We start from the raw sequence: 26,076 nt of genomic DNA, 5'->3' as shown, positions 1-26,076 counted from the left end.
CTTTGCTTCGCTAGCCGATTGATTTCAAAGAGAAACGATGATTTATCCGTGGCAAGCCGATGACTGGAACCGCCTGCAACAATTGCGCGGCCACTGGCCGCATGCGTTGTTGCTGCATGGACAAGGCGGCATCGGCAAGCTGCGCTTCGCGCAGCATCTCGCGCAAGGGCTCCTGTGCGAGGCGCAGCAGCCCAACGGCGAACCGTGCGGCGCCTGCGTGGCCTGCAACTGGTTCACCCAGGGCAATCATCCGGACTACCGGATCGTCGTGCCCGAGGCGCTGGCCGCCGAAGCCGGCCTGAACAGCGCCGCGGACGAAAAAGCGGACAAGGCCGACGCCGACGAAGGCAAAAAGACCCGCGCGCCCAGCAAGGAAATCAAGATCGAGCAGATTCGCGGCTTGCTCGACTTCGTCGGCGTGGGATCGCACCGCGGCGGCGCGCGCGTGGTGGTGCTGTATCCGGCCGAAGCGCTGAACATCGCCGCGGCCAACGCGCTGCTGAAAACGCTCGAAGAACCGCCGGCGGGCGTCGTGTTCCTGATGGTATCGGCGCGCGTCGACCGTCTGCTGCCCACCATCATCAGCCGTTGCCGCCAGTGGCCGATGAGCGTGCCCGCGCCGGAACTGGCCGCGAAATGGCTGGCCGCGCAGGGCGTGGCCGACGCGCCCGCGCTGCTCGCCGAAGCCGGCGGCGCGCCGCTCGCGGCACTTGCGCTCGCCAGCGACGAGAATCGTGCGCTGCGCGACTGGACCCTGAAGCAACTGGCAGCCGGCGCCGCGTGCGACGCGTTCGCCTGCGGCGAGGCGCTGCAAAAGCTGCCGGTGCCGCTGGTGCTCGGCTGGCTGCAACGCTGGATGTACGATTTGCTGGCACAGCGCACTGCAGGCGCGCCACGCTATTTTCCGCAGGCTTCGGCGGCGTTGACGCGCTGCGCGTCGCAGGCGGACGCCAGCGCGTTCGCGCGTTTCATGCGGACGGTGACGCGTCAACGCGCGGTCGAGAACCATCCGCTGAATGCGCGGCTGGTGTTCGAAGAACTGTTTCTCGGCTACCGCGAGTTGTTCGCGTAGGGCCGCTGCGGTTTTTAAGCCCCATCCGGGTCCGTTCGGGTCTTCTCCCTGACCTTCTACCTCACCTTCAACGCACCATGAGCCTTGCCTACCGCGATGCCACGCTCGACGATCTGCCCGCCATCGTCGCTATTTACAACTCGACCGTGCCGTCGCGGCAAGTCACCGCCGACCTCGAACCGGTCAGCGTCGAAAGCCGTCTGGCGTGGTTTCACGCGCACGGCCCGCATAAGCGTCCGTTGTGGGTGGTGGAAGATTCGCAGCAGCCCGGCCGCGTGATCGCCTGGTTGAGCTTTTCGGATTTCTACGGCCGGCCGGCCTATCTGCGCACGGCGGAAGTCAGCATCTATCTCGACGAAAGCGCCCGTGGCCACGGCCTCGGCAAGCAACTGCTGGCGGCGTCGCTGGCGGCCGCGCCGGCGCTCGGCATCGACACGGTGCTGGGTTTCATCTTCGGCCACAATGATGCGAGCTTGCGGCTGTTCCGCGGCTTCGGCTTCGACACGTGGGGTTCGCTGCCGCGAGTCGCCGTGCTGGACGACGTGGAGCGCGATCTGGTGATTCTCGGCAAGCGCCTCGACGCGCCGACGGAAGCCGCCGAAGTCGACTAAACCCGACTAAGGCCGCCCGAAGCCGCCCGATTCACCTCACGCCATTTTTACGCAGGACCTCACCATGTTTGTCGATTCGCACTGCCACATCAACTTCGAAGGACTCGCCGACCGCCTGCCGCAGGTGCTCGAGAATATGCGCAGCCATTCGGTCACGCATGCGCTGTGCGTGTCGGTCGATCTGGAGACGCTGCCGTCGGTGCTGGAGATCGCCAGCCAGCACGATAACGTCTACGCGTCGGTGGGCGTGCATCCGGATCACGAGGACATGCGCGAGCCGAGTCTGGCCGAGCTGATCGAACTGGCCGCGCATCCGAAGGTGGTGGCGATCGGCGAGACCGGGCTCGACTACTACCGTCTGGAAGGCCGAACGATCGCCGACATGGAGTGGCAGCGCGAGCGCTTTCGCACGCATATCCGCGCGGCGCACGCCACGGGCAAGCCGTTGATCATCCACACGCGCTCGTCGTCGGAAGACACGCTGCGCATCATGGCCGAGGAGCGCGCGAGCGAGCCGGGCGGCGTGATGCATTGTTTCACCGAGCCGTGGGCTGTTGCCGAACAGGCGCTGGCGCAGAATTTTTACATTTCGCTGTCGGGCATCGTCACCTTCAAGAGCGCGACCGACGTGCAGGACGTCGCGCGCCGCGTGCCGCTCGAGCGTTTGCTGATCGAAACCGATTCGCCGTACCTCGCGCCCGTGCCGTATCGCGGCAAGCCCAATGAACCTGCGTACGTGAGTTATGTCGGACGCTACATCGCGCAGCAACGCGAGATGCCGGACACGGCGCTGGCCGCCGCGACGACGCAAAACTTCTTCCGGCTCTTTAAAATTCCCGTGCCGACTGGTGCGTGACCTTACAAAGTCGATAAAATTCAAAAGGATAGGGAAGGTTCCTAAAGCACAATATGAGAAATATTCCGATGTCGATCGTTGCTATTCAAAAGACTTCCGCCGCGCGCAGCGCGCGGGTTCCGGCGCGCCGCAGCGTGTTGCGCGCGTCGCGCGCGCTGCGCTCGGTGTTCGCGGCGACGCTGGCTTGCGTCACCTTGAGCACGCTGATCGCGTCGCCGGCTCAGGCCGCGCCGATCGACTCGCTGATCAAATCGGTCAAGTTCGACGACGTCGACGGCGTCAACAAGTTGCTCGCCAAGGGTATGGATCCGAACAGCGTCGATAACCAGGGCATTCCGCTGCTGGTGATCGCCGCGCGCGAAAAATCGGACAAGGTGGGCGCCGCGCTGCTCGCGAATCCGAAGACCAATATCGAGATTCAGGACAAGGCCGGTGAGAACGCGATGATGATGGCCGCGCTGAACGGCGACCTCGATTTCGTCAACCAGTTGATCGCGAAAGACGCCGAAGTGAACAAGAAGGGCTGGGCGCCGCTGCATTACGCGGCCGCGAACGGCCACGACGACATCGTCAAGGTGCTGCTCGACCATTCGGCCTACGTCGACGCAGGCTCGCCGAACGGCACCACGCCGCTGATGATGGCGGCGCGCGGCGGCCATGTGTCGACGGTGAAGCTGCTGCTCGACAACGGCGCGGATCTGACGGTGAAGAACCAGATCGGCCTGACGGCGCTCGATTTCGCGAAGACTTATAAAGAGCCGGACGTGGTTGAAGGGCTGACCGCGCGGCTGCAGCAGATGCAGCAGAAGTAAACGGCGCGGGAATGGTGAGCGGGCGCGTACAGCGCACTGACGGGTAGAAACGCCGAGGTGCCGGAATGGCAAAGCACCGAGGTACCGAAGTGCCGAAGCGTGAACGCGGCACAGCACCGTTCACCCGTTCCCCGCAGTTTTGCCTGCAGATAGCGCCAGTTGACGCGCTTGCGCTTCGCAAAACAGTGCAGAATGACGACTTTGGCGCGCCGCCTGGGCGCGCCGTCCGGATGCGGCGAAAGACCGCCTGATAAACGACCCTGGAAAGGAACACCATGCTGCGGGCTTTGATTTTCGCCAGCGCGCTTGCCGTACCGCTATCGGCAGCCGCGTTCACGGGGGGCGACCTCAACAAGCTGTGCACCAAGACTGACGTGGCATCGCGCAGCGCATGCGCGGCTTATATCGAAGGCGCCGCCGACGGCATCTTCAATACCATCGACGCAATCGGCGGCACGACCGGGCCGCGAGTCGGCCAGTATTTCTGCTTGCCGCAGGACGCGCGCTCGGCGCAGTTGACCGACGCGGTGCGCAAGTACATCGCGGAAAATCCGATCGTCGCGGGCTATAACGCCAGTACGGCGATCTCGCTTGGGCTCGGTAAGGCATTTCCTTGCAAGAGCGGTAATTGATCTGAATAGGCTCGACGCCCGGTGCACGCTCGACGAGCGCGCACCGGGCGCTCGGCATGGATCGCGCTTTCTCCTTCGGCCTGGCACGATATGGGCTGAATCGGTCTGAAACCCGCCCCGGGTTTGTGTTCGACCCGCCGTCGTATGGCCCGTCCATCCCCATCCCTCAAGTCAGGAGGACCATGCCCCCCGTGCCCACTCTCGACGACTTCGCCCGTATCGCCGAAGCGCCGCTGCATACCTGGCTCGGCGCGCTGATCGTGTCGGTCGTCGCGGCGCTGCTGGCGCTCGGCATCCAGCGGGTCGGCGCGCGCATCGTCACGCGCATCGCGCGGCCTTATCCGCTGACCAGCGTGGTGCTGCGCTATATCGACAAACCGTCGCGCCTGTTCCTCGTGATCCTCGCGCTGGAGGCGGTGTGGTGGGAGGCGCCGGACACGCTCACGTTTATCACGCCGCTGCGCGACGCCGCCGGCATCGCAATGATCGGCGCCATTACGTGGCTGTCGGTGCGCTCGGCGGCCGCGATCGGCGAAGCGATCATCCAGGCTCATCCGCTGGATACCGCCGACAACCTGCAGGCTCGCCGCATCCATACGCAGGCACGCGTGCTGGCGCGTTCGGTGATGCTGGTGATCGTGATTATCGGGGTGGGCGGCGCGCTGATGACCTTCCCGAACGTCCGGCAGATCGGCGCAAGCCTGCTGGCGTCGGCGGGCGTGGCGGGGCTGGTCGCCGGTATCGCGGCGCGGCCGGTGCTCGGCAATCTGATCGCCGGCCTGCAGATCGCGCTGTCGCAGCCGATCCGGCTCGACGACGTCGTCGTGATTCAGGGCGAGTGGGGGCGCATCGAGGAAATCACCGGCACGTACGTGTCGGTGCGTTTGTGGGATCAACGGCGGCTGATCGTGCCGTTGCAGTGGTTCATCGAAAATCCGTTCGCCAACTGGACGCGCAGCAGTTCGCAGATAATCGGCACGGTGTTTCTGTACGTCGATTACCGGATGCCGCTCGCGCCGTTGCGAGAGGAACTGGCGCGCATCGTCGAGGCCGCGCCCGAGTGGGATCGCCGCGTGCAGGTGCTGCAGGTCACCGACGGCACCGAACGGTCGATGCAGTTGCGCGCGCTGGTCAGTTCGCTCGATTCGGGGCTGAACTGGGACTTGCGCTGCCGCGTGCGCGAGGGGTTGCTCGAATTTATCCAGAAGTACTATCCGCAGTACCTGCCGCGGGCGCGCGCCGACGTGTCGGCCGAACTCGAGAACGGTAAGGGCGAACCGCTCGACTGGGTGCCGCGCGGCTTGCATACGCCGGCCGGTAGCACGGTTGCGCATACCGAGGCCGATCCGGTGGCGAGCCGTAGTGGGAGGGGGCCGGTGGCGGATGCCGCGGCGCAGGTGAAGACCAAGGCGCAGGAAAAAGTCTGACGGAGCGGCGCGACGCGACGCGACGCGGCTTACCACCGCCAACCGCATTCATCCGCTTGCAGATCGATGCAACTGATCGGGCACTAAAGCGGTCGAATGGTCCACTGACTCACGAATCCGGCGCGGCAGGGGCGTGCTTCGCGCCGCACGAACCAAGGAGGGCACATCATGGGCCGACTTATCGTCGTGTCGAATCGCGTCGCCACGCCGACGGAAACCAAGGGCTCGGCCGGCGGTCTCGCGGTCGGCGTATTCGGCGCGCTGAAAGACGCGGGCGGCGTGTGGTTCGGCTGGAGTGGCGACGTGGTCAGCGAGACCGTCGCCAATGCCGGTCCGACGCTGGAGCAGGACGGCGCGGTGACCTTCGCGACCGTCGGCCTCACACGCAAGGATTACGACCAGTATTACCGCGGTTTTTCGAACGCGACGCTGTGGCCGGTATTCCACTACCGCAACGACCTCGCGCGCTACGAGCGCGAAGAATACGCGGGCTACCGGCGCGTCAACGCATGGCTCGCGCACAAGCTGATCAAGCTGCTCGAACCCGACGACGTGATCTGGGTTCACGACTACCATCTGATCCCGTTCGCCGAAGCGTTGCGCAACGAGGGCATCACGAACCGCATCGGTTTCTTCCTGCACATTCCGTTTCCCGCGCCGCAGATTCTGCTCAACATTCCGCCGCACGAAGAGCTGGTGAAGTCGCTGTCGTGCTACGACCTGCTGGGCTTTCAGACCGCCACCGACGAGCTCGCCTTCCACGACTACGCAACACGCCACGCGCGCGGCTCGGTGAGCGCGGACGGCCGCGTCGAAGCGTTCGGCCGCAAGCTGCGCACCGGCGTTTACCGGATCGGCGTGTTCCCGGACGAAATCGCCGAGCAGGCGCAGCGCTACGAAAGCCGCCAGCATGTGCTCGACCTCAAGCAGAGTCTCGAAGGGCGCAAGCTGATCATGAGCGTCGACCGGCTCGATTATTCGAAGGGGCTGGTCGAACGCTTCCGGGCCTTCGAGCAATTGCTGGAACGCTCGCCCGAATGGCGCGGCAACGTCACGCTGGTGCAGATCGCGCCGCCCACCCGTTCGGACGTCGTCACGTATCAGAAGATCCGCCAGGATCTGGAGTACGAAGCAGGGCGCATCAACGGTCGCTACTCGGGGCTCGACTACACGCCGATCCGTTATCTGAACCAGCAATACGATCGATGGAAACTGATGTCGCTGTTTCGCGAGTCGCAGATCGGTTTCGTGACGCCGCTGCATGACGGCATGAATCTGGTCGCGAAGGAATATGTGGCCGCGCAGAATCCGGACGACCCCGGCGTGCTGGTGCTGTCGATTTTCGCGGGCGCGGCGGCCGAGTTGAGCGGCGCGTTGCTGGTCAATCCGCATGACGCAATCGGCATGTGCGAAGCCTTGCAGCGCGCGTTGCAGATGCCGCTCGACGCGCGTCAGCGGCGTCACGAGATCAACATGGCGGCGTTGCGCAAGAATGATCTCGGCGTGTGGCGCGATACGTTCCTGGCGGATTTGCGTAGCGTGCCGGTGCAGAAGCCGGGCAAGGGCGGCGGGCACCGGTGATGAGGCGTGTTGAACGGAGGGTTTTATCGCGCGGGCTGTGGCTCGCTTTGCGCGGCGCATTCGACCGGGCGTCGTCCGCATGCTGACGACGTTGGCCATTGCCGGTTACCGGTCGTTGCGCGAACTGGTCGTGCCGCTCGGCCGCCTGAACGTGATCACCGGCGCGAACGGCAGCGGCAAGTCGAGCGTGTATCGCTCGCTGCGTCTGCTGGCGGAAACGGCGCGCGGCGGTGTGATTACGTCGCTGGCGCGCGAAGGCGGTTTGCCGTCCACGCTATGGGCCGGTCCGGAGCGCTTCTCGCGCGGCATGCTGGCGGGCGAATTGCCGATCGAGCCGCTGCGCCGCAAGGATCCGGTGAGCCTGCGGCTCGGCTTTGCCGGCGATCAGTTCGGCTACGCGATCGATCTCGGTCTGCCGCCGCTCAACAAGGACACGCTGTTCCCGCTCGACCCCACCATCAAGCGCGAGTGCATCTGGAGCGGGCCGGTATTGCGGCCGTCGGCGTTGCTGGTCGACCGGCAGGGCCCGGCGCTGCGCACGCGCGACGAGCAGGGCGACTGGCAGACCATCCCGCAACCGGTCGCCAGTTTCGACAGCATGATGACGGAGTTCTCCGACCCACGGACCGCGCCAGAAATGATCACGGTGCGCGAGCAGATCCGCTCGTGGCGCTTCTACGACCATTTCCGCACCGACGCCGACGCCGCCGCGCGCCTGCCGCAGATCGGCACGCATACGCCGGTGCTGTCCAACGACGGCGCGGACCTCGCCGCGGCCTTGCAGACCATCCGCGAGATCGGCGACCCCACGGCGCTCGCGGCGGCCATCGACGACGCTTTTCCCGGCTCGCAACTCGACATCTCGACACAGGACGGCCGCTTCGAAGTGATGATGCGTCAGCACGGCCTGCTGCGGCCACTGAAGGGCGCGGAGTTGTCCGACGGTACCTTGCGCTATCTGCTGCTGGTCGCCGCGTTGCTGACGCCGCGTCCGCCCGCGTTGCTGGTGCTGAACGAACCGGAGACGAGCCTGCATCCGGATCTGCTGCCGGCGCTGGCCCGCCTGATCGCGCGGGCGGCGTTGCATTCGCAGGTGCTGGTGGTGTCGCATGCCGCGCGCTTGATCGCGGCGCTCGAACGCGAGGAGGAGAGTCAATCCATCGTGCTGGAGAAGCATTTCGGCGCCACCCGGATCGCCGATGCGGACGATCGCGACCTGCCCGCGTGGAAATGGCCGGCGCGATAATTGCGGCCTTGCGATTGTTCGGCCCGATAAGCGCCTGACGCGGCCTCAGGCGGCCTCGAAGCGGCCTTGACGCGGGCCCGAGACTGAACAGGCAACCCCGTGCGGTGTTTGCCCGACTGTGCCCAACGCCCCGTGCAATGTAAGCTGAATGTAACAGCGCCAGGGAAATGCAAGACGTGGCGCTTTTTGTTGTCCTGTGGTGAATAATGATTCGATGCCGGTCATGCAGATGCGCTTTGCATCGACCGGCGCAATCGGCGTCGCCCTGCGCGGAGAGCGTCGCTGACGCGCCCCGCCGCAACGCGCAAGCCGTCAGTTTACGGAGACAAACCTGCTATGAAGATTGCCCAGATCGCCCCTTTGACCGAATCGGTGCCGCCCAAGCTGTACGGCGGCACGGAGCGCGTCGTGTCGTACATCACCGAGGCGCTGGTCGAGCTTGGCCATGACGTGACGTTGTTCGCGAGCGGCGACTCGGTGACCAGCGCGAAGCTCGAGCCGGTGTGGCCGCGCGCGCTGCGTCTCGATCCGGGCATTCGCGACCGCGTGGCGCCGCACATGCTGTTGATGGAACTGGTGCGCCGCCAGGCAGACCAGTTCGACGTCCTGCATTTTCACCTCGACTATTACTCGTTCTCGGTCTTCAAGCGTCAGGACACGCCGTTCGTCACGACGATGCACGGCCGCCTCGACCTGCCCGAACAGCAGCCGGTGTTCGACACGTTCAACACCGCGCCGGTGATCTCGATTTCGAACGCGCAGCGTCATCCGTTGCCGCAGGCCAGGTGGCTGACCACCGTCTATCACGGCTTGCCGGAGCAGCTCTACACGCCGCAGCCGGTCGAGCAGAAATACCTCGCGTTTCTCGGCCGGATTTCACCGGAAAAGCGGGTCGACACCGCGATCCGCATTGCCGGCCGCTGCGGTATGCCGATCCGCATCGCCGCCAAGGTCGATTCCGCCGACCGCGAGTACTTCGAGCGCGACATTCGGCCGTTGCTGGATCTGCCGCATGTCGAGTTTATCGGCGAGATCGCGGATCATCAGAAGGCCGAATTTTTGTCGGGCGCGCATGCATTGCTGTTTCCGATCGACTGGCCGGAGCCGTTCGGCCTCGTGATGATCGAGGCGATGGCGTGCGGCACGCCGGTGATCGCGTTCAATCGCGGCTCGGTGCCGGAGGTGCTCGAAGACGGCGTGACGGGCTTTATCGTCGAGGACGAGATCGGCGCGGTGGCGGCGGTGAATCGCCTGCACAAGATGCCGCGCGCGGGCGTGCGCCAACGCTTCGAGGAGCGCTTCACGTCGCACCGGATGGCGCAGCAGTACGTGGACGCGTATCAGTCGGTGATTCGCGCGCAGAAGCGGTCGCGTTTCAAGGTGATCGACAAGTCGGGAAGCTGAGGCGGAGCGAGCGGGCTCGCTTGCTGCCTGCTTCGCGCGGTACGGCACGGCAAAAAAAAACGGCGATGCGTTTATAACGCATCGCCGTTTTCTCATGGTCGCTTGATGTCGATTCACGCCGCCTCACACCGCCGCGCACGGAACCGGGCGGATCAGAGTCAGGCCCGCCAGACCAGCACGCTGATTGCGCGCCTTAGATCTTCAGGCGCGAAACCTTGGTGCCCTGCAGCGACAGATCGCCCATCAGGCCGGCATTCGTCAGCACGAATACCTCGACCGGCGCAGTGGCCGTGGTCGTGTCGACGGCGCCGTTCGCGCCCATTTTCACCAGCGCAACGGAGGCGTCGCCGCCCACCGACCAGCCGTCCGCATTGCGGAATTTGTCCAGCGCGTCTTGCGTCATGAACAGGAAGATGATGGCCTTCGACTGTGCGCCCGCCTGCAGGCCGAACGAGCCGGAAATCGTGCTGTAGTAGCCGACCGTGCCGCCGCCGACGCGCAGCGACCCTTCGCCGTACTGACCGCCCACGATGAAGCCCGCTTGCAGCACCGACGGGAACACCAGCACGCCGCGCGCCTTCGAGACGAGTTCGCGCGAACCCTGCACGGTGGTGTACAGGCGCGACATGGTGCCGTCGACGCTCGCGTCGATCGACTGACGCTTCGATGCGTCGGTGGACGAGGTGTTTTTATTGTCGCTGTTGGACGTAGTCGTACAACCAGCGAGTGCAAGGCCTCCGAAAGCGAGCGCAGCGGTCGTCTTCAACATGAAGTTTCGTCTTTGCATCGTTTTTCTCCGTGATGGTTCCGGGTCGCAACGCCGGATGATTTGGCGGGTTGCCTATGAGTTATATCACACGCAAACGGAAAAGGCGTACCTCGCTGCCAGGCGTGAAGCCTTGTGTGGCGGGGCTTTGCGGGTAATCGTAAGACGCCGTGCAGTAAATTTGACCTGGTGCAAAAGACTGCCGGATCGGACCCGGCGGCGCGTTCGAACGGGTTGTTGGCGAATCGCCGGAGACGTGGATCGACTTCGGCGGCGCCCGGTCAGCGCGGTTCGAAACGTCTCTTTTTACCGATTCCGGGCTCGTCAGGCGGCGCTGCAATAGAACTGAAAGTGTTGCCGCGACGCCTCAGATCGGCGTTGCGGGTGGGCGTCGTCAGCGCTCGTCAGCCATGGTTCGCTGGACTCTTGACCGGCGGCGGCGGCCGGCGCAACGCACGCCGCACCATGCCGATCAGCACGCCGATCAGGAACAGCGTCACGGCCGGCACGATCCAGTAGCCGACGAATGCATGCCACAGATAAGCCATCAAGGTGGTGCGACGCACGCTGTATTCGTTGCGCGCGTCCTGCTGGCGCGGCGCATTGGCGGCCAGCACGTCGGCCGGGCAGCCGGCGGCCTGCGCCTCGTCGGGCTTGCCGTGGCAGCGCGCGGGGGCGCCGGCGGCGCGTTGTGCGTCGGTGAAGGTCCAACTGGTCAGCGCGCGGTCGAGGTCGACGGCGTTGTACGCCATTTCCTCGCGGATCTCGCTGACCGCCACGATCGCCACGGGCACCGCCCAGAATATGATGACGACCAGCCACCGCCTCAACCAGCGGTTTTTATGCTTCGTTACCATCCTTGCCTCCGATCGATGCTCTTCAGCATCAACGACAAGATGGCGGCCCGTCTAATGTTGTGTGTGAGGGTGGGCCGTCTCCGCAGCCATCATAGAAGAAAAACGGGGCGTTCGCGCGACCGGGATGTCGGCTCGATGGAAGGGTGATGCGCCGCGCTTGAACGCGCGGCGCTGTGTGGACGGCGCCGCGATGCGGCGCCGATCCGCGCGGCTTAGTTAGCCGGCGCGGAGGACAGGCAGGTCTTCATGAACGCCTTGCGGTCGTCGCCTTTCTTGCCGGTGGCTTGCGTGTTGCAGGCCTTCATCTTGTCCTGCTGGCTCATCGGCGCGGCGGCGGCCGGTTTCGCGGACAGGCAGGTCTTCATGAACGCCTTGCGGTCGTCGCCTTTCTTGTCGGCGGCCTGCTTGTTGCAGTCGGCCATTTTGGTTTGCTGGCTGTTCTGCGCGAACGCCGGCGAAACGAGAACGGCGCCCAGTACCAGCGTAGCGATAGCGGATTGGATTTTCATGTGACACTCCATCGGTGGTGAAAACGTTTTGGTCGTTCATGCGCGCGGGCGTCAACGGCATCCAGGGCCCCTCGGCATAACCATTATGGCAAATGCTGTCTGCCAGAACGGACAAAAGGGCATTCCGGTTGACAGACTCGGGCGCTGGTTTTCCCGTACGCGACGGCGCTCAGGCGACGCCGGGGAGGGGATTCGGCGAATGGCGGCATTGAGAAATTATGCTATGCATTCCAGATCAATTGCGATAGCTATTTAAAATGAATTAACTGCTAGCAATTCCTGATTGATCAAAGAAAATTAACGCGAAGCATGAATATTGCTGCGAATGCAACTGAATAGTAAATCGGCATGAAATTCCGTTGCCGACCGCATTGGTAATATTGACCAGAAAGCTCAGCTCGCAGGCGTCGGCTTGAGCGGGCGTCCATCTTGTCTCAGGAGGCTCTCCATGCATTACCTGTTGATGTATGACCTCGTGCCCGACTACCTCGAACGACGCAGCGCATATCGCGACGCGCATCTGCAATGCGCTTGGGCGGCGGTGGCCCGCGGCGAACTGCTGCTCGCCGGCGCGCTGGCCGAGCCTACCGACGGCGCGGTCCTGCTGTTTCAGAGTGATTCGCCGGCTGCCGCGGAAGCCTTTGCCAGAGCCGATCCGTATGTGATCGCTGGCCTCGTAACTCAATGGCGAGTCCGCCCGTGGACGACCGTGGTGGGCGAGGGTGCGACTCATCCTGTGCGCTAGAAACCACAGATCGATTTCACTCGAAACGCGTCACATGCGATGCAACGTGCATGCGTTCAAGCGGACCGATCTGTCATGGCGGCGCTGCGCGTAATGACGCATACGCACTCTCCTCGCGGCGCGCGTGGCGACCCGTTCACGCGTCGGCGCGAGTGCCAAAATGCATGGAAATGCGATACCGCATAAAGGCTGGATTCGTAAAGGCTATTCGCCACATTTACCCTTGCGTTGTGCTGTGCAATAGTGAGGGTTGGGGCCGAGGCGACCCGCATCTCTGTGACGGCAATACGTGAAATGACGCAGCGAAAAGGACAAGATTGTTTCTATCCGTAACACTTGTCTCAACGATATTCACGCAAACCCTGGGAATGGTATGCTTCGTGCACAAATTCTCCCATGCACGAGTGAGACCACGTTTTGTGCTTCGCAATAGGGACAAACCGCACCATGTCAGGGCGGTATTGACCAGCCAACAGAACGTACAGAACATTTTTGTGCAACCGAGGGCTGCACACGGATCGTGAAAGTTGAATCCGTGGCGAGTCCAAAGCCGCGGCCGGGCCAGGCTGCGTGGAGAAAACCCAATGTTTTTCGATGAGCTAAGCAATGACGAATGGGCGCTGCTAGCAGCGCTTGTCTCCGATGAGCCGGCCGTCCGTCTAAACCGACGCGGTCGGCCCCGCGCCGAACCACGCATCGTCGCGAATGCGGTCCTCTGGATTCTGACAACCGGTGAGCCCTGGTCGAAACTGCCAGGCCGTTATCCGTCGGGTCCGACCTGCCGGCGCCGTTTCGAAGAGTGGCAGTTGAACGGCACGCTGCTCGAGATGGTTCGGCTGTTATCGCAAACCGGGCGTACCTTCGCGTACGTTCCGCAACCGGTGCCGCCCGCCGCGGCCAAGCCGTCCGCGCCGGTGGTCGTCGCACCGAGCGTACGCGACGAGAGTCTGCGTGGCGTGTCCTGGAAGAGTCCCGAGTCGTGGCAGGCGCCCGGCGTGTCGAGCAGCCTGAGCAACTGGCGTTCGGCCGACCCGATCGCCGATATCACGCGTCAGTTGTCGGGTCTCGCAAATGCGCAACCGCCGCAGACACTGCAGCAGGCGCATCAACCCGTCACGCGTGCGCCGATGGCGCCGGGTCGATCGTTTGCGGCTGCCGGCGTATCTAATGGTGTATCTAATGGTGTGTCTGCGGGGGCGTCAACATTCGCGCCCGCCATGCGCCCGCCGATGCGCGCCGTGTTGCCCCGCATCGACGAAGCGTCCGCCGTGGGTCAAGCCATGGACCTGCTGGATGCCGCGATCGCGTCGGCTCGCCGCACGAGTCCGCCGGACGACGACCTGCGCAGTCCGCTGTCGATGAGCCTCGCGCCGCGCGGCACGCAGATCGACGATCCGCGTGGCTATACGATTTTCGTCGCGGCGGAGCAGGTGCCCAACGTGATGTATCGCGCGTGGGCGGAGATCATGAAAGACGGCCGACGCGTCGAGCGTTCCGGTCTGGTCGGCCCGCGCTTCGCCGATGCAGACGAAGCGCAGCAGTACGCGCTCGACTGGGCGTTGCAATGGATCGATCGCGAATGCCTGACATTGGCCGCCGCGGAAGCTGCGCCTTCGGCTGAGGAAGTCGTGCTGCTGGAAGAACGCGCGGCCTCGCCGGTGCATTCGCATACGCCATCGCACGCTGTTGCGCCGGCGCGTCCACTGCCCGCCAGGCGTCATGTGCCGGAGCCCGTCACGATCAATCACGGCGCACCGTTGCACGGTCCGCTGCACGCGTTTCGCGGACCGTTGCGCCGTTATCCCAGCGAGCAGGTCGTGACCACGGTCGTCAGCGCGACGACGGAAAGCACGTCGGCGGAACGGTATCCGTCCTATCCGGAGTTCATCTCTCACGCAGGATGAGCGCGGCGGCTGGCAGTTAGAACGCGGTTGAAACACGGATTGGCAAGTTTGGCGACTGGCGCGTTGATAAGCGCGGCGACAGAAAAAAGTCTGGCATTACCCCGCGGCCGGTAGGAGCAACCGCCGCAGGTTCCCGCTTCATTCTGTGTGATTCAAGCCTTGTATTCGCAGTCCCTGATGGACCCCTGACGCACCCAGACGCACCCCAGATCGACCCGAGGCGGACCGCCGTTCGGCGACGGCCCAGGTCAGGTTGGCTTGATGGTTGGTTTGCAGATGCCTGATGGCGTTACTGTCGGCCGTACGTATCGTCGAACCGCACGATATCGTCTTCGCCGAGATACGAGCCGGACTGCACCTCGATCATTTCGAGCGGCATCTTGCCCGGATTCTCGAGTCGATGCGTGACGCCGAGCGGAATATAAGCCGACTCGTTTTCGGAGACGATAAAGCGTTCCTCGCCGCGCGTGACGAGCGCCGTGCCGCGCACCACGATCCAGTGTTCGGCGCGGTGATGATGCATTTGCAGCGAGAGCCGCGCACCCGGTTTCACGACAATGCGTTTAACCTGGAAGCGCTCGCCGGTGTCGACGGAATCGTAATTGCCCCACGGGCGATGCACCTTGCGATGGTTGGCCGCTTCGAGGCCGCCGTCGCTGCGAATCCGCCCGACGATCTTCTTGACGTCCTGCACGCGCGATTTATCGGCCACGAGAATTGCGTCGGCCGTTTCGACCACCACCAGATCCTGCGTGCCCACGCAGGCAATCAGCCGTCCTTCCGAATGCGCGAAGGTCGACGTCGCGCCTTCGAACATCACGCGACCGCGCCCCACGTTCTGATCGGCGTCTTTCTCGGAGATGTCCCAGATTGCGTCCCACGAGCCCACGTCCGACCAGCCCGCCTGCAACGGCACGACCACGCCCGAGGCGGCGCTTTGATCGCTACCGAGCTGTTCCATCACCGCGTAATCGATCGAGTTCGACGGCGACGCGCTGAACGCGTCGCGCTGCAGGCGGAAGAAGTCGCCGTCCGCTTTGCCGCCCGCGTAGGCCGCGTGGCAGGCTTCGTAGATGGCCGGCTGGAAGTGGCGAATCGCCTTCAACCATGTCGACGCGCGCATGATGAAAATGCCGCTGTTCCACCAGTATTCTTTCGACTCGATATAGCGCTGCGCCAGTTCGAGATGCGGTTTCTCGACGAAGCGATCGAGCTTGCGCGCGCGGATTGTGCCTTCTCTGACGGGGTTTTCACCATCGTCAGGGATGCCAGGCGATGGTCCCGTTGCCTCCGGTTCACCCAGCGCCGCGCCGATCCGGATATAACCAAAACCGGTTTCCGCCCGTGTCGGCACGATACCCATCGTCACGATATGACCGGCGACCGCCTGCTCCACGCCGGCCGTCACGGCCGCGTGGAAGCCGTCGAGGTCGGTGACCGCATGATCGGCGGGCATCACGACCATGATGCCGTCGTCGTCCTGCGCGGCGATCGACAGCGCGGCCACGGTCAGCGCCGGTGCGGTATCGCGGCCGGTGGGTTCGAGAATCAGACGGGTCGGTTTGCCGCTCGTGCGCAATTGCTCGGCAGTGGTGAAGCGCTGCTCTTCGTTCGCGACCACGACCAGTTGATCGGTGAGCGGATAGCCGGCTTCGAGTCCTTCGAGCCGCCGCGTGGTGGACTGCAGCAGCGAATCGTCGCCGAGCAGGCCGATCAACTGTTTGGGGTGTTGTTCGCGCGACATCGGCCACAGACGCGTGCCGGATCCCCCCGCCAGAATCACGGGATGAACCTTGAGCTTGACGTTCAGGGGCGTAGCTTGCGTGGACCGGGTGTCGGCGGGCGTGGCCGTAACCGGAGCTGTCATGATGGACTCCTCGAGGCTGGGTGAATGCGTCGAGTTTTATCATGAAGAGCGGAATCAATAAAAGCGCGTTAAATAGAAAACTATATAAAACGGCCGATAAAAATAGCGAATTTCGTGAAGGAAAAATGTCCGATGGATTTTTTAAAAAGAAAAATTACCCGAAAAAAATAACCGGCGATTTTTTTAGCGCGATCCTTGCACAAACGTGACGCAACAGGCGTCCCGTAAGCTTCCGTCTCCGAACGACCAGAAAGCATCGAAATGGCCTGCATAAAGGCCTTCAGGTTGCCTATCGAACCGGCAATCCGGTAACAATTGCCGAGCAAAAGTCAAAAAAAATGCTGAAACTTTGACCGATACAATTTGAGATATTTTGCTGTCTTGCAGCGCGAATTTTAATAAAGCTTTATCTATACCTGTACGAGGGTATTCACTCATTTCGACTCGCCTTTCCCGGTTCGGCTGTTCAGCCGGTTTTCTGAATTGGGAATGGCGGGGCAATTAGCAGGGCTTCAATTTTTTACTGCGTCGCGCATCGATCCGCCGAACGCGGAGACCGGCGTCGTGTTCGGGCGCCGGAGCACGCTGAAGAAAAAAACGCGCGACGGATTTTCAATTAACCAACGGATGGCACTTGACTGACGAACTGAGGGGCAGCGCATGCTGAGCGTTCTATCGAGAATCATCGACATCGCCATGGTCGTGCTCGGCGCGACGCTGGCGACGGCCGTGCACAGCGGGAAATTCGTGTGGCTGGACGACATGCAGCGCGTGTCGCTCGCGTTCGACTGTCTGCTGGTGGTGGTGTTTTTCCCCGCGCTGGGCATCTATCAGTCCTGGCGCGGCAAGCCGCTCTACGACCTGCTGTGCCGGGTTGCCGGCGGCTGGGTGATGGTGGAGGTCACCGGCGTGCTGATCAGCTTCAGCCTGCACCGTTCGGACAGTCTGTCGCGCTTGTGGCTCGTCTACTGGGCGGTGGCCACGATCGTGCTGCTGGGGGTCACCAAGGTGATCGTCTATTCGGTGCTGCGCAGTCTGCGCCGCGAAGGCTTCAATCAGCGCGCGGTGGCGATCGTCGGCGGCGCGCCGTATGGGCGCTTTCTGATCGAACAGATGCGCGGCCGTCCGGAAGCGGGCTTCACGCCGATCGTGGTGTTCGACGAGGAAGGCTCGATCAATCCGTACGAAGACCCGGACGCGGTCAATGCGATCGACGGTGTGCCGGTGGAACGCGACTATCAGCGCATGTTGCAACTGGTGCGTCAGCGTGCGATCCGCGAGCTGTGGCTGGCCTTGCCGATCTCGAAGGAAAAGGCGATTCACCGCTTCGTGATGGACCTGAAGAACGACTTCGTGAACATCCGCTTCATTCCGGACGTGCGCAGCCTGACGCTGTTCAATCAGCCGATGGTCGACCTGCTCGGCGTGCCCGCGATCAACCTGGCCGCGTCGCCGATCACCGATCTGCGGGTGCTGCCCAAGCGCGTGTTCGATCGCCTGTTCGCGCTCACGGCGTTGACCGCGCTCGCGCCGGTCATGCTCGTGATCGCGGTGATGGTGAAGGTGAGTTCGCCGGGACCGGTGTTCTTCCGCCAGAAGCGCAAGGGCATCGACGGCAATCAGTTCGAGATCTACAAGTTCCGCTCGATGAAGCTGCACCAGGAAGAGGCCGGCAAGATCACCCAGGCCACGCGGCGCGATCCGCGCATCACGGCGGTCGGCGCGTTCCTGCGGCGCACCAGTCTCGACGAGCTGCCGCAGTTCATCAACGTGCTGCGCGGCGAGATGTCGGTGGTCGGTCCGCGTCCGCACGCGCTCGAACACGACGACATCTACAAGGATCTGGTGAAGGGCTACATGCACCGCTACCGGATCAAGCCGGGCATTACCGGCTGGGCGCAGATCAACGGCTATCGCGGCGAGACCGACCGCATCGAAAAGATGATGGGTCGCGTCAAGCTCGATCTGTACTACATGCAGCACTGGACCTTCTGGCTCGACATCAAGATCGTCGTGCTGACACTGTGGAAAGGATTCGCAGGCAGCAACGCGTACTGAGTCCTTCACCGCATTCCTGAATCAACCTTATTTCGCGAGGTGTAATACATGAACCTGACGATCATCGGTAGTGGCTACGTAGGCCTCGTGACGGGCGCCTGTCTGGCCGACATCGGCCACGACGTGTTCTGTCTCGACGTCGATCAGCGCAAGATCGACGTGCTCAACAACGGCGGCGTGCCGATCCATGAACCGGGTCTGCAGGAAATCATCGCGCGCAATCGCAAGGCCGGCCGTCTGACGTTCTCGACCAACGTCGAAGCGGCGGTCGCGCACGGCGACATCCAGTTCATCGCGGTGGGCACGCCGTCGGACGAAGACGGTTCCGCCGACCTGCAATACGTGCTGGCCGCCGCACGCAACATCGGCCGCCATATGACGGGCTTCAAGGTGATCGTCGACAAATCGACGGTGCCGGTCGGCACGGCTTCGCGCGTGCGCGACGTGATCGCCGCCGAGCTGGCCGCACGCAACCTCAATCACATGTTCTCGGTGGTGTCGAACCCCGAGTTCCTGAAGGAAGGCGCGGCCGTAGACGACTTCACGCGGCCCGACCGCATCGTGCTCGGTTGCGACGAAGACGTGCCCGGCGAAAAAGCCCGCGAGCTGATGAAGCGCCTCTACGCGCCGTTCAACCGCAATCGCGAACGCACGCTGTACATGGATGTACGTTCCGCCGAATTCACCAAGTACGCGGCCAACGCGATGCTCGCCACGCGCATTTCGTACATGAACGAGCTGGCCAATCTGGCCGACCGCGTAGGTGCGGATATCGAAGCGGTGCGCCGTGGGATCGGCTCCGATCCGCGCATCGGCTACGACTTCCTGTACGCCGGTTGCGGCTACGGCGGTTCGTGCTTCCCGAAAGACGTGCAGGCGCTGATCCGCATCGCCGCTGACCATAAGGCGAATCTACGCATTCTCGAAGCGGTGGAAGCCGTCAACGACACGCAGAAGCAGGTGCTGGCGCACAAGATCGTCGCGCGTCTCGGCGAAGACCTGTCGGACCGCACGTTCGGCGTCTGGGGCCTCGCGTTCAAGCCGAATACCGACGACATGCGCGAAGCGCCGAGCCGTCCGCTGATCGCCGAACTGCTGCGCCGTGGCGCGCGCGTGAAAGCGTACGACCCGGTCGCGATCGACGAATCGAAACGCGTGTTCGCGCTCGATCTGAAAGACGTGCCGCAGCAGCATGCGCGCCTCGAGTTCGTGAAGGAAGAGATGGAAGCGGCGGAGGGCGCCGACGCGCTGGTGATCCTCACCGAATGGAAGGTCTTCAAGAGCCCGGACTTCGATTCGCTGAAACGGATCCTCAAGACGCCGCTGATTTTCGACGGCCGCAATCTGTACGAACCGGACGCGCTGCTCGAACTCGGCATCGAGTATCACGCGATCGGCCGTCAGCACGCGCTGCGCAATGCGCCGGGCAAGGTCGGCGCGAACGGCTTGCCGCTCACGTCGGCGGACGTGGCCGAGTCAGTCCGCCGCGCCGTCGCTTAACGCGCAAGCGGGCTGCATGCGGGCCGTAAGCGGGCCGCACCCGGGCTGCATGCAGCCGCCCCGCAAGCGGCCCACCGAATCACCTCGCGCTTCAAGGAGCCTGCCATGTTCGCCAATGTACTGATCGTCTGCCATGCCAACGTGTGCCGTTCACCGGCCGCCGAGATGCTGTTCAAGTCCCGGCAACGCGCGGTGTCGCGGCCGTCTTCGGCGCCGATCGCGTTTCATTCGGCGGGCCTGCGCGCAATGGACGGCCACGGCATGGACCCGGTCATGCGCCGCCTGCTCGCCGAGCAGGGCGTGGCCTCCGGGATCCATTACTCGCGGCGTCTGAACCGCAACCTGGTGCGCTCAGCGGACCTCGTGCTGGTCACCGAGCGCGCCCAGGTGGGCGCGGTCGAAGCGCTCGACCCGGCCGCGCGCGGCAAGGTCTATCCGCTCGGCAAGTGGGAAGCCGACTCCGACGTCGCCGACCCGCACGGCTGCGCGGAAACCGCTTATAGGGAGAGTCTCGTGCTCATCGAACATCTGGTCATGGGATGGCTGAAAAAAATATGCTGATGAAAAAACTCGCACCGCATTCAGCGGCGAACTTCAAGTCGAAACTCGCCGCCTCACTTTTGCTGACGTCCTTTCTGTCGGCCTGCGCCACCGCACCGGGCAATTATCTCGACACGTCGCGTCTGAAAGACGACGGCCAGCATCAGTCGCAGCCCGCCGAAACCTATCCGGTGCATCTGATCGATTCGCAGCTCGTCGCCACTCAGGCGCAACAGGCCGCCGCGAAGACTCAGGTGCTGCCGACCTCGACCATCAGCGATCCGTCGCAGTACGTGTACCGGCTCTCGCCGCAGGACATTCTCGGCATCACCGTGTGGGATCACCCGGAATTGACCACGCCGCAGGGCAGCACGCTGTCGGCGGGCGGCAACACCACGCAGTCGGTGGGCGGCGCGTTGCAGCAGCCGTACACGGCCGCGCTGCCGGGCCAGGCCGATCCGTACGGCCAGACCATCGCCGCCGACGGCACGATCTTCTTCCCGTTCGTCGGCCGGATTCGCGCCGCGGGTAAAACCGTCGGCGAATTGCGCGACCAGTTGAGCAGCGGCCTCGTGCGCTATATCCGCAATCCGCAGGTCGACGTGCGCGTGCTGTCGTATCGCGGCCAGAAGGTGCAGGTGACCGGCGAAGTGAAGACGCCAGGCCCGCTCGCGGTCAGCGACGTGCCGCTCACGCTGGTCGACGCGATCACGCGTTCGGGCGGCACGAATTCGGACGCCGACATTCAGCGCGTGCGCCTCACGCGCAACAACAAGCTCTACGTGCTCGACGCCGATCGCATGCTCGACAAAGGCGACACCACGCAGAACGTGATGCTGCAGAACGGCGACGTGATCAACGTGCCGGACCGCACCGACAGCCGCATCTTCGTGATGGGCGAAGTGAAGACGCCGATTCAGGTGCCGATCATTCGCGGCCGCATGACGATCGCCGATGCGCTTACGCAGTCGGGCGGGATTCTCGACACGGACGCCAATCCGCGTCAGATCTACGTGATGCGCGGCATGAAAGACCATCCGACCACGCCGGACGTCTACCGCCTCGACATGACGCAGCCGGACTCGATCATGCTGTCCTCGCAGTTCCAGTTGCAGCCGCTGGACGTCGTGTACGTGGGCACCGCCGCTTCGACCACCTTTAACCGTGTGTTGCAGCAGGTCCTGCCGAGCGTGCAGACCTTGTTCTACCTGAAACAACTGACGCGCTAAGCGCCGTCGCCAGGCCCGCGTCACCCCGTCAACCGGCGGGGTGACGCGGGACCGAAGCAAACGTGGATGTAACCGATACGGGAAGCGAATTGTGAGCAATCAACTCTCTCCACACATGGGCGGTCCGGTCCGGACCGAAGAAGAGGACATCGTCCTCGGGCAACTGATCCAGGTGATCCTCGACGACATCTGGTGGCTGATCGCGATCGCCGCGGTGATCGTCGCGATTGCCGGTGCTTACTGCCTGCTCGCCAAGCCGATCTATTCGGCCGACGCGCACGTGCGCGTCGAGCAATCCGACAACACGTCGCAGGCGCTCACGCAGACGCAAACGGGCGCGGCGATCACCACCGGCTCGACCTCGCTGCCGACCGACGCCGAAATCGAAATCATCAAGAGCCGTGGCGTGGTCGGCCCGGTCGTGCAGGACCTGAAGCTGAACTTCAGCGTCACGCCGAAGACGTTTCCGCTGCTCGGCAGTATTTCGGCCAAGCTGGCCGCGCCGGGTCAACTGGCGAAGCCGTGGCTGGGTCTGTCGTCGTATGGATGGGGCGGCGATGTGGCCGACGTCGATTCGATCGACGTTGTGCCCGCGCTCGAAGGCCAGAAGCTCGCGCTGAAGGTGGTCGACGACCAGCACTATGAGCTGTTCGCCGGGAACGGCGCGCTGCTGCTGCGCGGCCAGGTCGGCCAGCAGGCGCAGGGCGGCGGCGTGACGATGCAGGTCAATAAACTGGTCGCGCGTCCGGGCGAGCAGTTCACCGTGGTGCGCGCCAACGACCTCGACGCGATCACCGCGTTCCAGTCGGCGATCACCGTGCAGGAGCAGGGCAAGCAGACCGGCGTGATCCAGATCTCGCTCGAAGACAAGAGCCCGGAACACGCGGCGCTGGTCGCCAATGCGCTGGCGCAGTCGTATGTGCGCCAGCACGTATCGAACAAGCAGGCCGACGCGATCAAGATGCTCGACTTCCTGCAAAGCGAAGAGCCGCGTCTGAAGGCCGATCTGGAGCGCGCGGAAGCCGCCTTGACCGCGTATCAGCGCCAGTCCGGCTCGATCAACGCGAGCGACGAAGCCAAGGTGTACCTGGAAGGCAGCGTGCAGTACGAGCAGCAGATCGCCGGTTTGCGTCTGCAGATGACGCAGCTCAGCGAGCGTTACGGCGACGACCATCCGATGCTGGTGGCCGCGCGTCAACAGATGGCCGAACTGGAAGCGCAGCGCGCCAAATACGCGGACCGTTTCCGCGATCTGCCGGCCACCGAAGTGAAGGCCGTGCAGTTGCAGCGCGATGCGAAAGTGGCGGAAGACATCTACGTGCTGCTGCTGAACCGCGTGCAGGAATTGTCGGTGCAGAAAGCGGGCACGGGCGGCAACGTGCATATCGTCGACGCCGCGTTGCGCCCCGGCGCGCCGGTCAAGCCGAAGAAGGTGCTGATTCTGTCGGCGGCGGTGATTCTCGGCCTGATCGCGGGCACCGGCTTCGTGTTCCTGCGCCGCAATATGTTCAAGGGGATCGACGATCCGGATCATATCGAGCGTGCGTTCCATCTGCCGGTGTTCGGCCTCGTGCCGTTGAGCGCCGAACAGGCGGTGCTGGAAAGCGCGTTCGAACGCGGCGGCGAACGTCTGCGTTCGGTGCTGGCGAATGCGCGGCCCAAGGACATCACGGTCGAAAGTCTGCGCAGCCTGCGCACCTCCATGCAGTTCACGATGATGGACGCGCGCAATCGCATCATCATGCTGACCGGCCCGATGGCCGGCGTCGGCAAGAGTTTCCTGACGGTCAACCTCGCGGTGCTGCTCGCGCATTCGGGTAAGCGCGTGCTGATGATCGACGGCGATATGCGGCGCGGCGCGCTCGAACGTTATCTGGGCGGCGTGCAGGACAACGGTTTGTCCGAGTTGCTGAGCGGCCAGATCTCGCTGGAAGAAGCGATCCGCAGTTCGAACGTGGAAGGCTTGAGCTTCATCTCGTGCGGCCGCCGTCCGCCGAATCCGTCGGAACTGCTGATGTCGCCGCGGCTGCCGCAATACCTCGACGGTCTCGCCAAACGCTACGACGTGATCCTGATCGACACGCCGCCGGTGCTGGCGGTGACCGATGCGTCGATTATCGGCGCGTATGCCGGTTCGACCTTCTTCGTGATGCGCTCGGGCGTGCACAGCGAAGGCGAGATCCAGGACGCGCTGAAGCGTCTGCGCGCGGCCGGCGTGCATGTGCAGGGCGGCATTTTCAACGGCATGCCGCGTTCGCGCGGCGGCTACGACCGTGGCTACGCGGCGGTGCAGGAATACCTGAGCGCCTGAGCGGAACGCGTTTCCCGGGTTTTTCCGACCCTCGCGCAATGACGATACAAAAGGACATCACGATGAAAGTGACGGTACTGGTTCCGACTTATCGCCGCCCGGCCGATCTGGCGCGCTGCCTCGCGGCGCTGCAACGGCAGTCGCGCGCGCCCGACCAGGTGGTCGTGGTGGCGCGCGCCGACGACGAGGCGACCCACACCTGTCTGCGCGATCCGGCGGTGCCGGGTGCGCTGCCGCTGTCGGTGGCGCTGGTCGAGGCGCCCGGCCAGGTCGCGGCGCTCAACCGCGGACTCGACGCGGCCAGCGGCGACGTGATCGCGATCACCGACGACGATGCCGCTCCGCACGTCGACTGGGTCGCCCGGATCGCCGCCGCGTTCGAAAGCGATGCGCGCCTCGGCGCGCTCGGCGGGCGCGACTGGGTGCACGAAAGAGGCCGCGTGCTGGATGGCGAGCGGCAACGGGTGGGCAAGGTCACGGCGTCCGGCAAGATCATCGGCAATCATCATCTCGGCGCCGGCGGTGCGCGCGAAGTGGACATTCTGAAGGGCGCCAACATGAGCTACCGCCGCGACGCGATCCGCACGATCCGCTTCGACGCGCGCTTGCGCGGCGCGGGCGCGCAGGCTCACAACGACATGGGCTTCAGCCTCGCGGTGAAGCGCGCCGGCTGGAAGCTGGTGTACGACCCGCGCGTCGCGGTCGACCACTTTCCCGCCGAGCGTTTCGACGAAGACGGGCGCAACGCGCAAACCATGGCGGCGTTGCGCAATGCCGCGTTCAACTTCCATCTGATCCTGCGCGACCAGTTGCCGCCGCTGCACCGCGAAACCGCGTGGTGGTGGTGGACGCTGGTCGGCACGCGGGCCTATCCGGGACTCACGCATGCGGCGCTTGCGCTGCTGTCGAACCAGGCCGGGGTGAAGCTGTCGCGCTGGCGCGCGGTGCGCGGCGGCGCGCACGAGGCGCGCCGGGCGCGAAGCGGAGTGGCCGCATGAGTACAAACGTTCACGTTCACCTGTTTTACGGCGCCGACCCGCGCTTTTACCGGCCGGGCGACAACATCGGCTGTCTGTACGGTTATCACCACGCGCAGTCAGACGGCTTCGCGCTGAGCTATTCGCAGGACGCGCCCGAGAGTAAGCCGGTGCGGCTGTTGCGGCGTGCGTTGAAGGCGGTGCTGGGGTTCGATTTCATCCATACGTGGCGCAACCGCGCCGAGATGCTGCGCTCGGACGTGATCTGGACGCATACCGAGCAGGAATGGCTGTCCGCCGCGCTGATGCTGCTGCTGAGCGGCCGCAAGGCCGGGGCCGAGGCTTCCCCCTTGCTGCTCGCGCAAAGCGTGTGGCTGCTCGATAAATGGCCTTCGTACGGGATTCTGCGTAGCTGGCTGTATCGCAAGCTGATGGGCCGCGCCGATCAACTAACCACGCTCGCCACTGAAAACGCCGCGCTGTGCCAGCGTTATTTCGATCGGGACGCGACCCCACTGCTGTACGGGCTGAACACGCAGGACTTCCCGGTGAAGACGCCGACCGAGTGGCTGCCGCATGCGCCGATCCGCATTGCCGCCATCGGCAACGATCGCGACCGCGATTGGGAAACGCTGATCAAGGCCTTCGGCAACGATCCGCGCTACACCGTCAAGCTCGCGACGCGGCGGCGGATTCCCGCGTCGCTGCGCGCGCCGAACGTCGAGATCGCGCTGTTTTCGGGCATTAAAAAGCAGCACGAGTTGTACGACTGGGCCGATCTGATCGTGGTGCCGCTGCGGCCGAATTCGCACGCCTCGGGGATCACGGTGATGCTCGAAGCGGCGGCCGTCGGCAAGCCGATGGTGGTCACCAACGTTGGCGCGTTGCAGGATTATTTTCCGGCCGGCGAGGCGCTTTATATTCCGCCGTTCAATCCGCAGGCGCTGCGCGAAGCGGTCGACCAGCTCGCCGCATCGCCGCTAGACGGCTTGCGTCAGGCGCAAGCGGCGGCGGCCGGTTTGCTGGCGCGCGACCTGACCACTCAGCACTACGCGATGCAGCACGTGCGGATCACGCAGGAGATGCTGCGCGCGCGCGCCGCTCGCACGCAGCCGCAGGCGAGGGCGCAAACCTCGCGTCCCGCCGCGCGCGAATCACGCGGAGGTCTCTAA

Annotated in this window: 23 protein-coding genes; 19 read left to right on the top strand and 4 right to left on the bottom strand. The window is 64.0% G+C overall.

From position 1 onward, the window contains the following. Positions 1-37 precede the first annotated feature (37 nt). The 9 genes from GGD40_RS03290 (at position 38) to GGD40_RS03250 (ending at position 9,641) form a co-directional block, all read left to right on the top strand. Positions 38-1,072, top strand: coding sequence for a DNA polymerase III subunit delta' (locus tag GGD40_RS03290; RefSeq protein WP_179742777.1), 1,035 nt, complete (start codon positions 38-40; stop codon positions 1,070-1,072). 77 nt (positions 1,073-1,149) lie between these two features. Then, positions 1,150-1,683, top strand: a complete 534-nt coding sequence (locus GGD40_RS03285; protein ID WP_179704888.1) for a GNAT family N-acetyltransferase — start codon at positions 1,150-1,152, stop codon at positions 1,681-1,683. A 64-nt stretch (positions 1,684-1,747) separates the two neighbouring features. Then, positions 1,748-2,539, top strand: a complete 792-nt coding sequence (locus tag GGD40_RS03280) for a TatD family hydrolase (RefSeq protein ID WP_179742776.1) — start codon at positions 1,748-1,750, stop codon at positions 2,537-2,539. 53 nt (positions 2,540-2,592) lie between these two features. After that, the gene (locus tag GGD40_RS03275; protein ID WP_179704883.1) at positions 2,593-3,351 is read left to right on the top strand and encodes an ankyrin repeat domain-containing protein; all 759 of its coding nucleotides are present in this window, start codon (positions 2,593-2,595) and stop codon (positions 3,349-3,351) included. 275 nt (positions 3,352-3,626) lie between these two features. After that, positions 3,627-3,983 carry a Rap1a/Tai family immunity protein gene (locus GGD40_RS03270; RefSeq protein WP_035550226.1) on the top strand — a complete coding sequence of 119 codons (357 nt, stop codon included), beginning with the start codon at positions 3,627-3,629 and terminating at the stop codon, positions 3,981-3,983. 191 nt (positions 3,984-4,174) lie between these two features. After that, positions 4,175-5,410, top strand: a complete 1,236-nt coding sequence (locus tag GGD40_RS03265) for a mechanosensitive ion channel family protein (protein ID WP_179744865.1) — start codon at positions 4,175-4,177, stop codon at positions 5,408-5,410. Between the two features lie 168 nt (positions 5,411-5,578). Beyond that, positions 5,579-6,991: an alpha,alpha-trehalose-phosphate synthase (UDP-forming) gene (otsA, locus tag GGD40_RS03260; protein ID WP_179742775.1), complete on the top strand. Its 1,413-nt coding sequence runs from the start codon at positions 5,579-5,581 to the stop codon at positions 6,989-6,991. A 79-nt stretch (positions 6,992-7,070) separates the two neighbouring features. Beyond that, the gene (locus tag GGD40_RS03255; RefSeq protein ID WP_179704878.1) at positions 7,071-8,237 is read left to right on the top strand and encodes an AAA family ATPase; all 1,167 of its coding nucleotides are present in this window, start codon (positions 7,071-7,073) and stop codon (positions 8,235-8,237) included. A gap of 336 nt (positions 8,238-8,573) precedes the next feature. Further along, positions 8,574-9,641, top strand: a complete 1,068-nt coding sequence (locus GGD40_RS03250; protein ID WP_179704875.1) for a glycosyltransferase family 4 protein — start codon at positions 8,574-8,576, stop codon at positions 9,639-9,641. Positions 9,642-9,834: 193 nt separating this feature from the next. Here GGD40_RS03250 and GGD40_RS03245 read toward each other — a convergent pair whose 3' ends face one another. The 3 genes from GGD40_RS03245 to GGD40_RS03235 all read right to left on the bottom strand — a co-directional run bounded on the left by GGD40_RS03245 (position 9,835) and on the right by GGD40_RS03235 (position 11,773). Further along, the gene (locus GGD40_RS03245; RefSeq protein ID WP_035550213.1) at positions 9,835-10,428 is read right to left on the bottom strand and encodes a BPSL1445 family SYLF domain-containing lipoprotein; all 594 of its coding nucleotides are present in this window, start codon (positions 10,426-10,428) and stop codon (positions 9,835-9,837) included. Positions 10,429-10,811: 383 nt separating this feature from the next. After that, entirely contained in the window at positions 10,812-11,264 is a 453-nt protein-coding gene (locus GGD40_RS03240; protein ID WP_179742774.1) for a hypothetical protein, read from the bottom strand. 212 nt (positions 11,265-11,476) lie between these two features. Then, complete coding sequence (locus GGD40_RS03235) at positions 11,477-11,773, bottom strand: PsiF family protein (RefSeq protein ID WP_035550208.1); 297 nt, start codon at positions 11,771-11,773, stop codon at positions 11,477-11,479. Positions 11,774-12,221: 448 nt separating this feature from the next. On the opposite strand from GGD40_RS03235, the gene GGD40_RS03230 reads away from it, so the two are divergent. Next, positions 12,222-12,518, top strand: a complete 297-nt coding sequence (locus GGD40_RS03230) for a YciI-like protein (protein WP_179704871.1) — start codon at positions 12,222-12,224, stop codon at positions 12,516-12,518. A 584-nt stretch (positions 12,519-13,102) separates the two neighbouring features. Continuing rightward, complete coding sequence (locus GGD40_RS03225) at positions 13,103-14,422, top strand: transposase (protein WP_179742773.1); 1,320 nt, start codon at positions 13,103-13,105, stop codon at positions 14,420-14,422. Positions 14,423-14,711: 289 nt separating this feature from the next. Here GGD40_RS03225 and GGD40_RS03220 read toward each other — a convergent pair whose 3' ends face one another. Further along, positions 14,712-16,289 carry a mannose-1-phosphate guanylyltransferase/mannose-6-phosphate isomerase gene (locus tag GGD40_RS03220; protein ID WP_179704869.1) on the bottom strand — a complete coding sequence of 526 codons (1,578 nt, stop codon included), beginning with the start codon at positions 16,287-16,289 and terminating at the stop codon, positions 14,712-14,714. Between the two features lie 41 nt (positions 16,290-16,330). Between GGD40_RS03220 and GGD40_RS03215 the strand changes: the two genes are divergently transcribed. From GGD40_RS03215 to GGD40_RS03180, 8 genes are all read left to right on the top strand, one after another. Next, complete coding sequence (locus GGD40_RS03215) at positions 16,331-16,498, top strand: hypothetical protein (RefSeq protein WP_179704867.1); 168 nt, start codon at positions 16,331-16,333, stop codon at positions 16,496-16,498. A 451-nt stretch (positions 16,499-16,949) separates the two neighbouring features. Then, complete coding sequence (locus GGD40_RS03210; protein ID WP_179742772.1) at positions 16,950-18,347, top strand: undecaprenyl-phosphate glucose phosphotransferase; 1,398 nt, start codon at positions 16,950-16,952, stop codon at positions 18,345-18,347. Between the two features lie 48 nt (positions 18,348-18,395). Beyond that, a complete protein-coding gene (locus GGD40_RS03205; RefSeq protein WP_179704854.1) occupies positions 18,396-19,847 on the top strand; it encodes a UDP-glucose dehydrogenase family protein in 1,452 nt (483 codons plus the stop codon). Positions 19,848-19,952: 105 nt separating this feature from the next. Continuing rightward, positions 19,953-20,408, top strand: coding sequence for an arsenate reductase/protein-tyrosine-phosphatase family protein (locus GGD40_RS03200; RefSeq protein ID WP_035550193.1), 456 nt, complete (start codon positions 19,953-19,955; stop codon positions 20,406-20,408). Continuing rightward, positions 20,402-21,616 (top strand): polysaccharide biosynthesis/export family protein, encoded by a 1,215-nt coding sequence (locus GGD40_RS03195; RefSeq protein ID WP_179744864.1) that lies wholly within the window; start codon positions 20,402-20,404, stop codon positions 21,614-21,616. Before GGD40_RS03200 ends, GGD40_RS03195 begins: the two co-directional genes overlap by 7 nt. A 115-nt stretch (positions 21,617-21,731) precedes the next feature. Further along, complete coding sequence (locus tag GGD40_RS03190) at positions 21,732-23,927, top strand: polysaccharide biosynthesis tyrosine autokinase (protein ID WP_179744863.1); 2,196 nt, start codon at positions 21,732-21,734, stop codon at positions 23,925-23,927. Positions 23,928-23,989: 62 nt separating this feature from the next. Then, entirely contained in the window at positions 23,990-24,925 is a 936-nt protein-coding gene (locus tag GGD40_RS03185; RefSeq protein WP_035561804.1) for a glycosyltransferase family 2 protein, read from the top strand. Next, a complete protein-coding gene (locus GGD40_RS03180) occupies positions 24,922-26,076 on the top strand; it encodes a glycosyltransferase (RefSeq protein ID WP_179742771.1) in 1,155 nt (384 codons plus the stop codon). The genes GGD40_RS03185 and GGD40_RS03180 overlap by 4 nt, the downstream gene beginning before the upstream one ends.

Origin of the sequence: Paraburkholderia bryophila, from assembly GCF_013409255.1 — a bacterium.
Lineage (GTDB): Bacteria > Pseudomonadota > Gammaproteobacteria > Burkholderiales > Burkholderiaceae > Paraburkholderia.
This window is presented reverse-complemented; position numbering and strand designations above follow the sequence as displayed.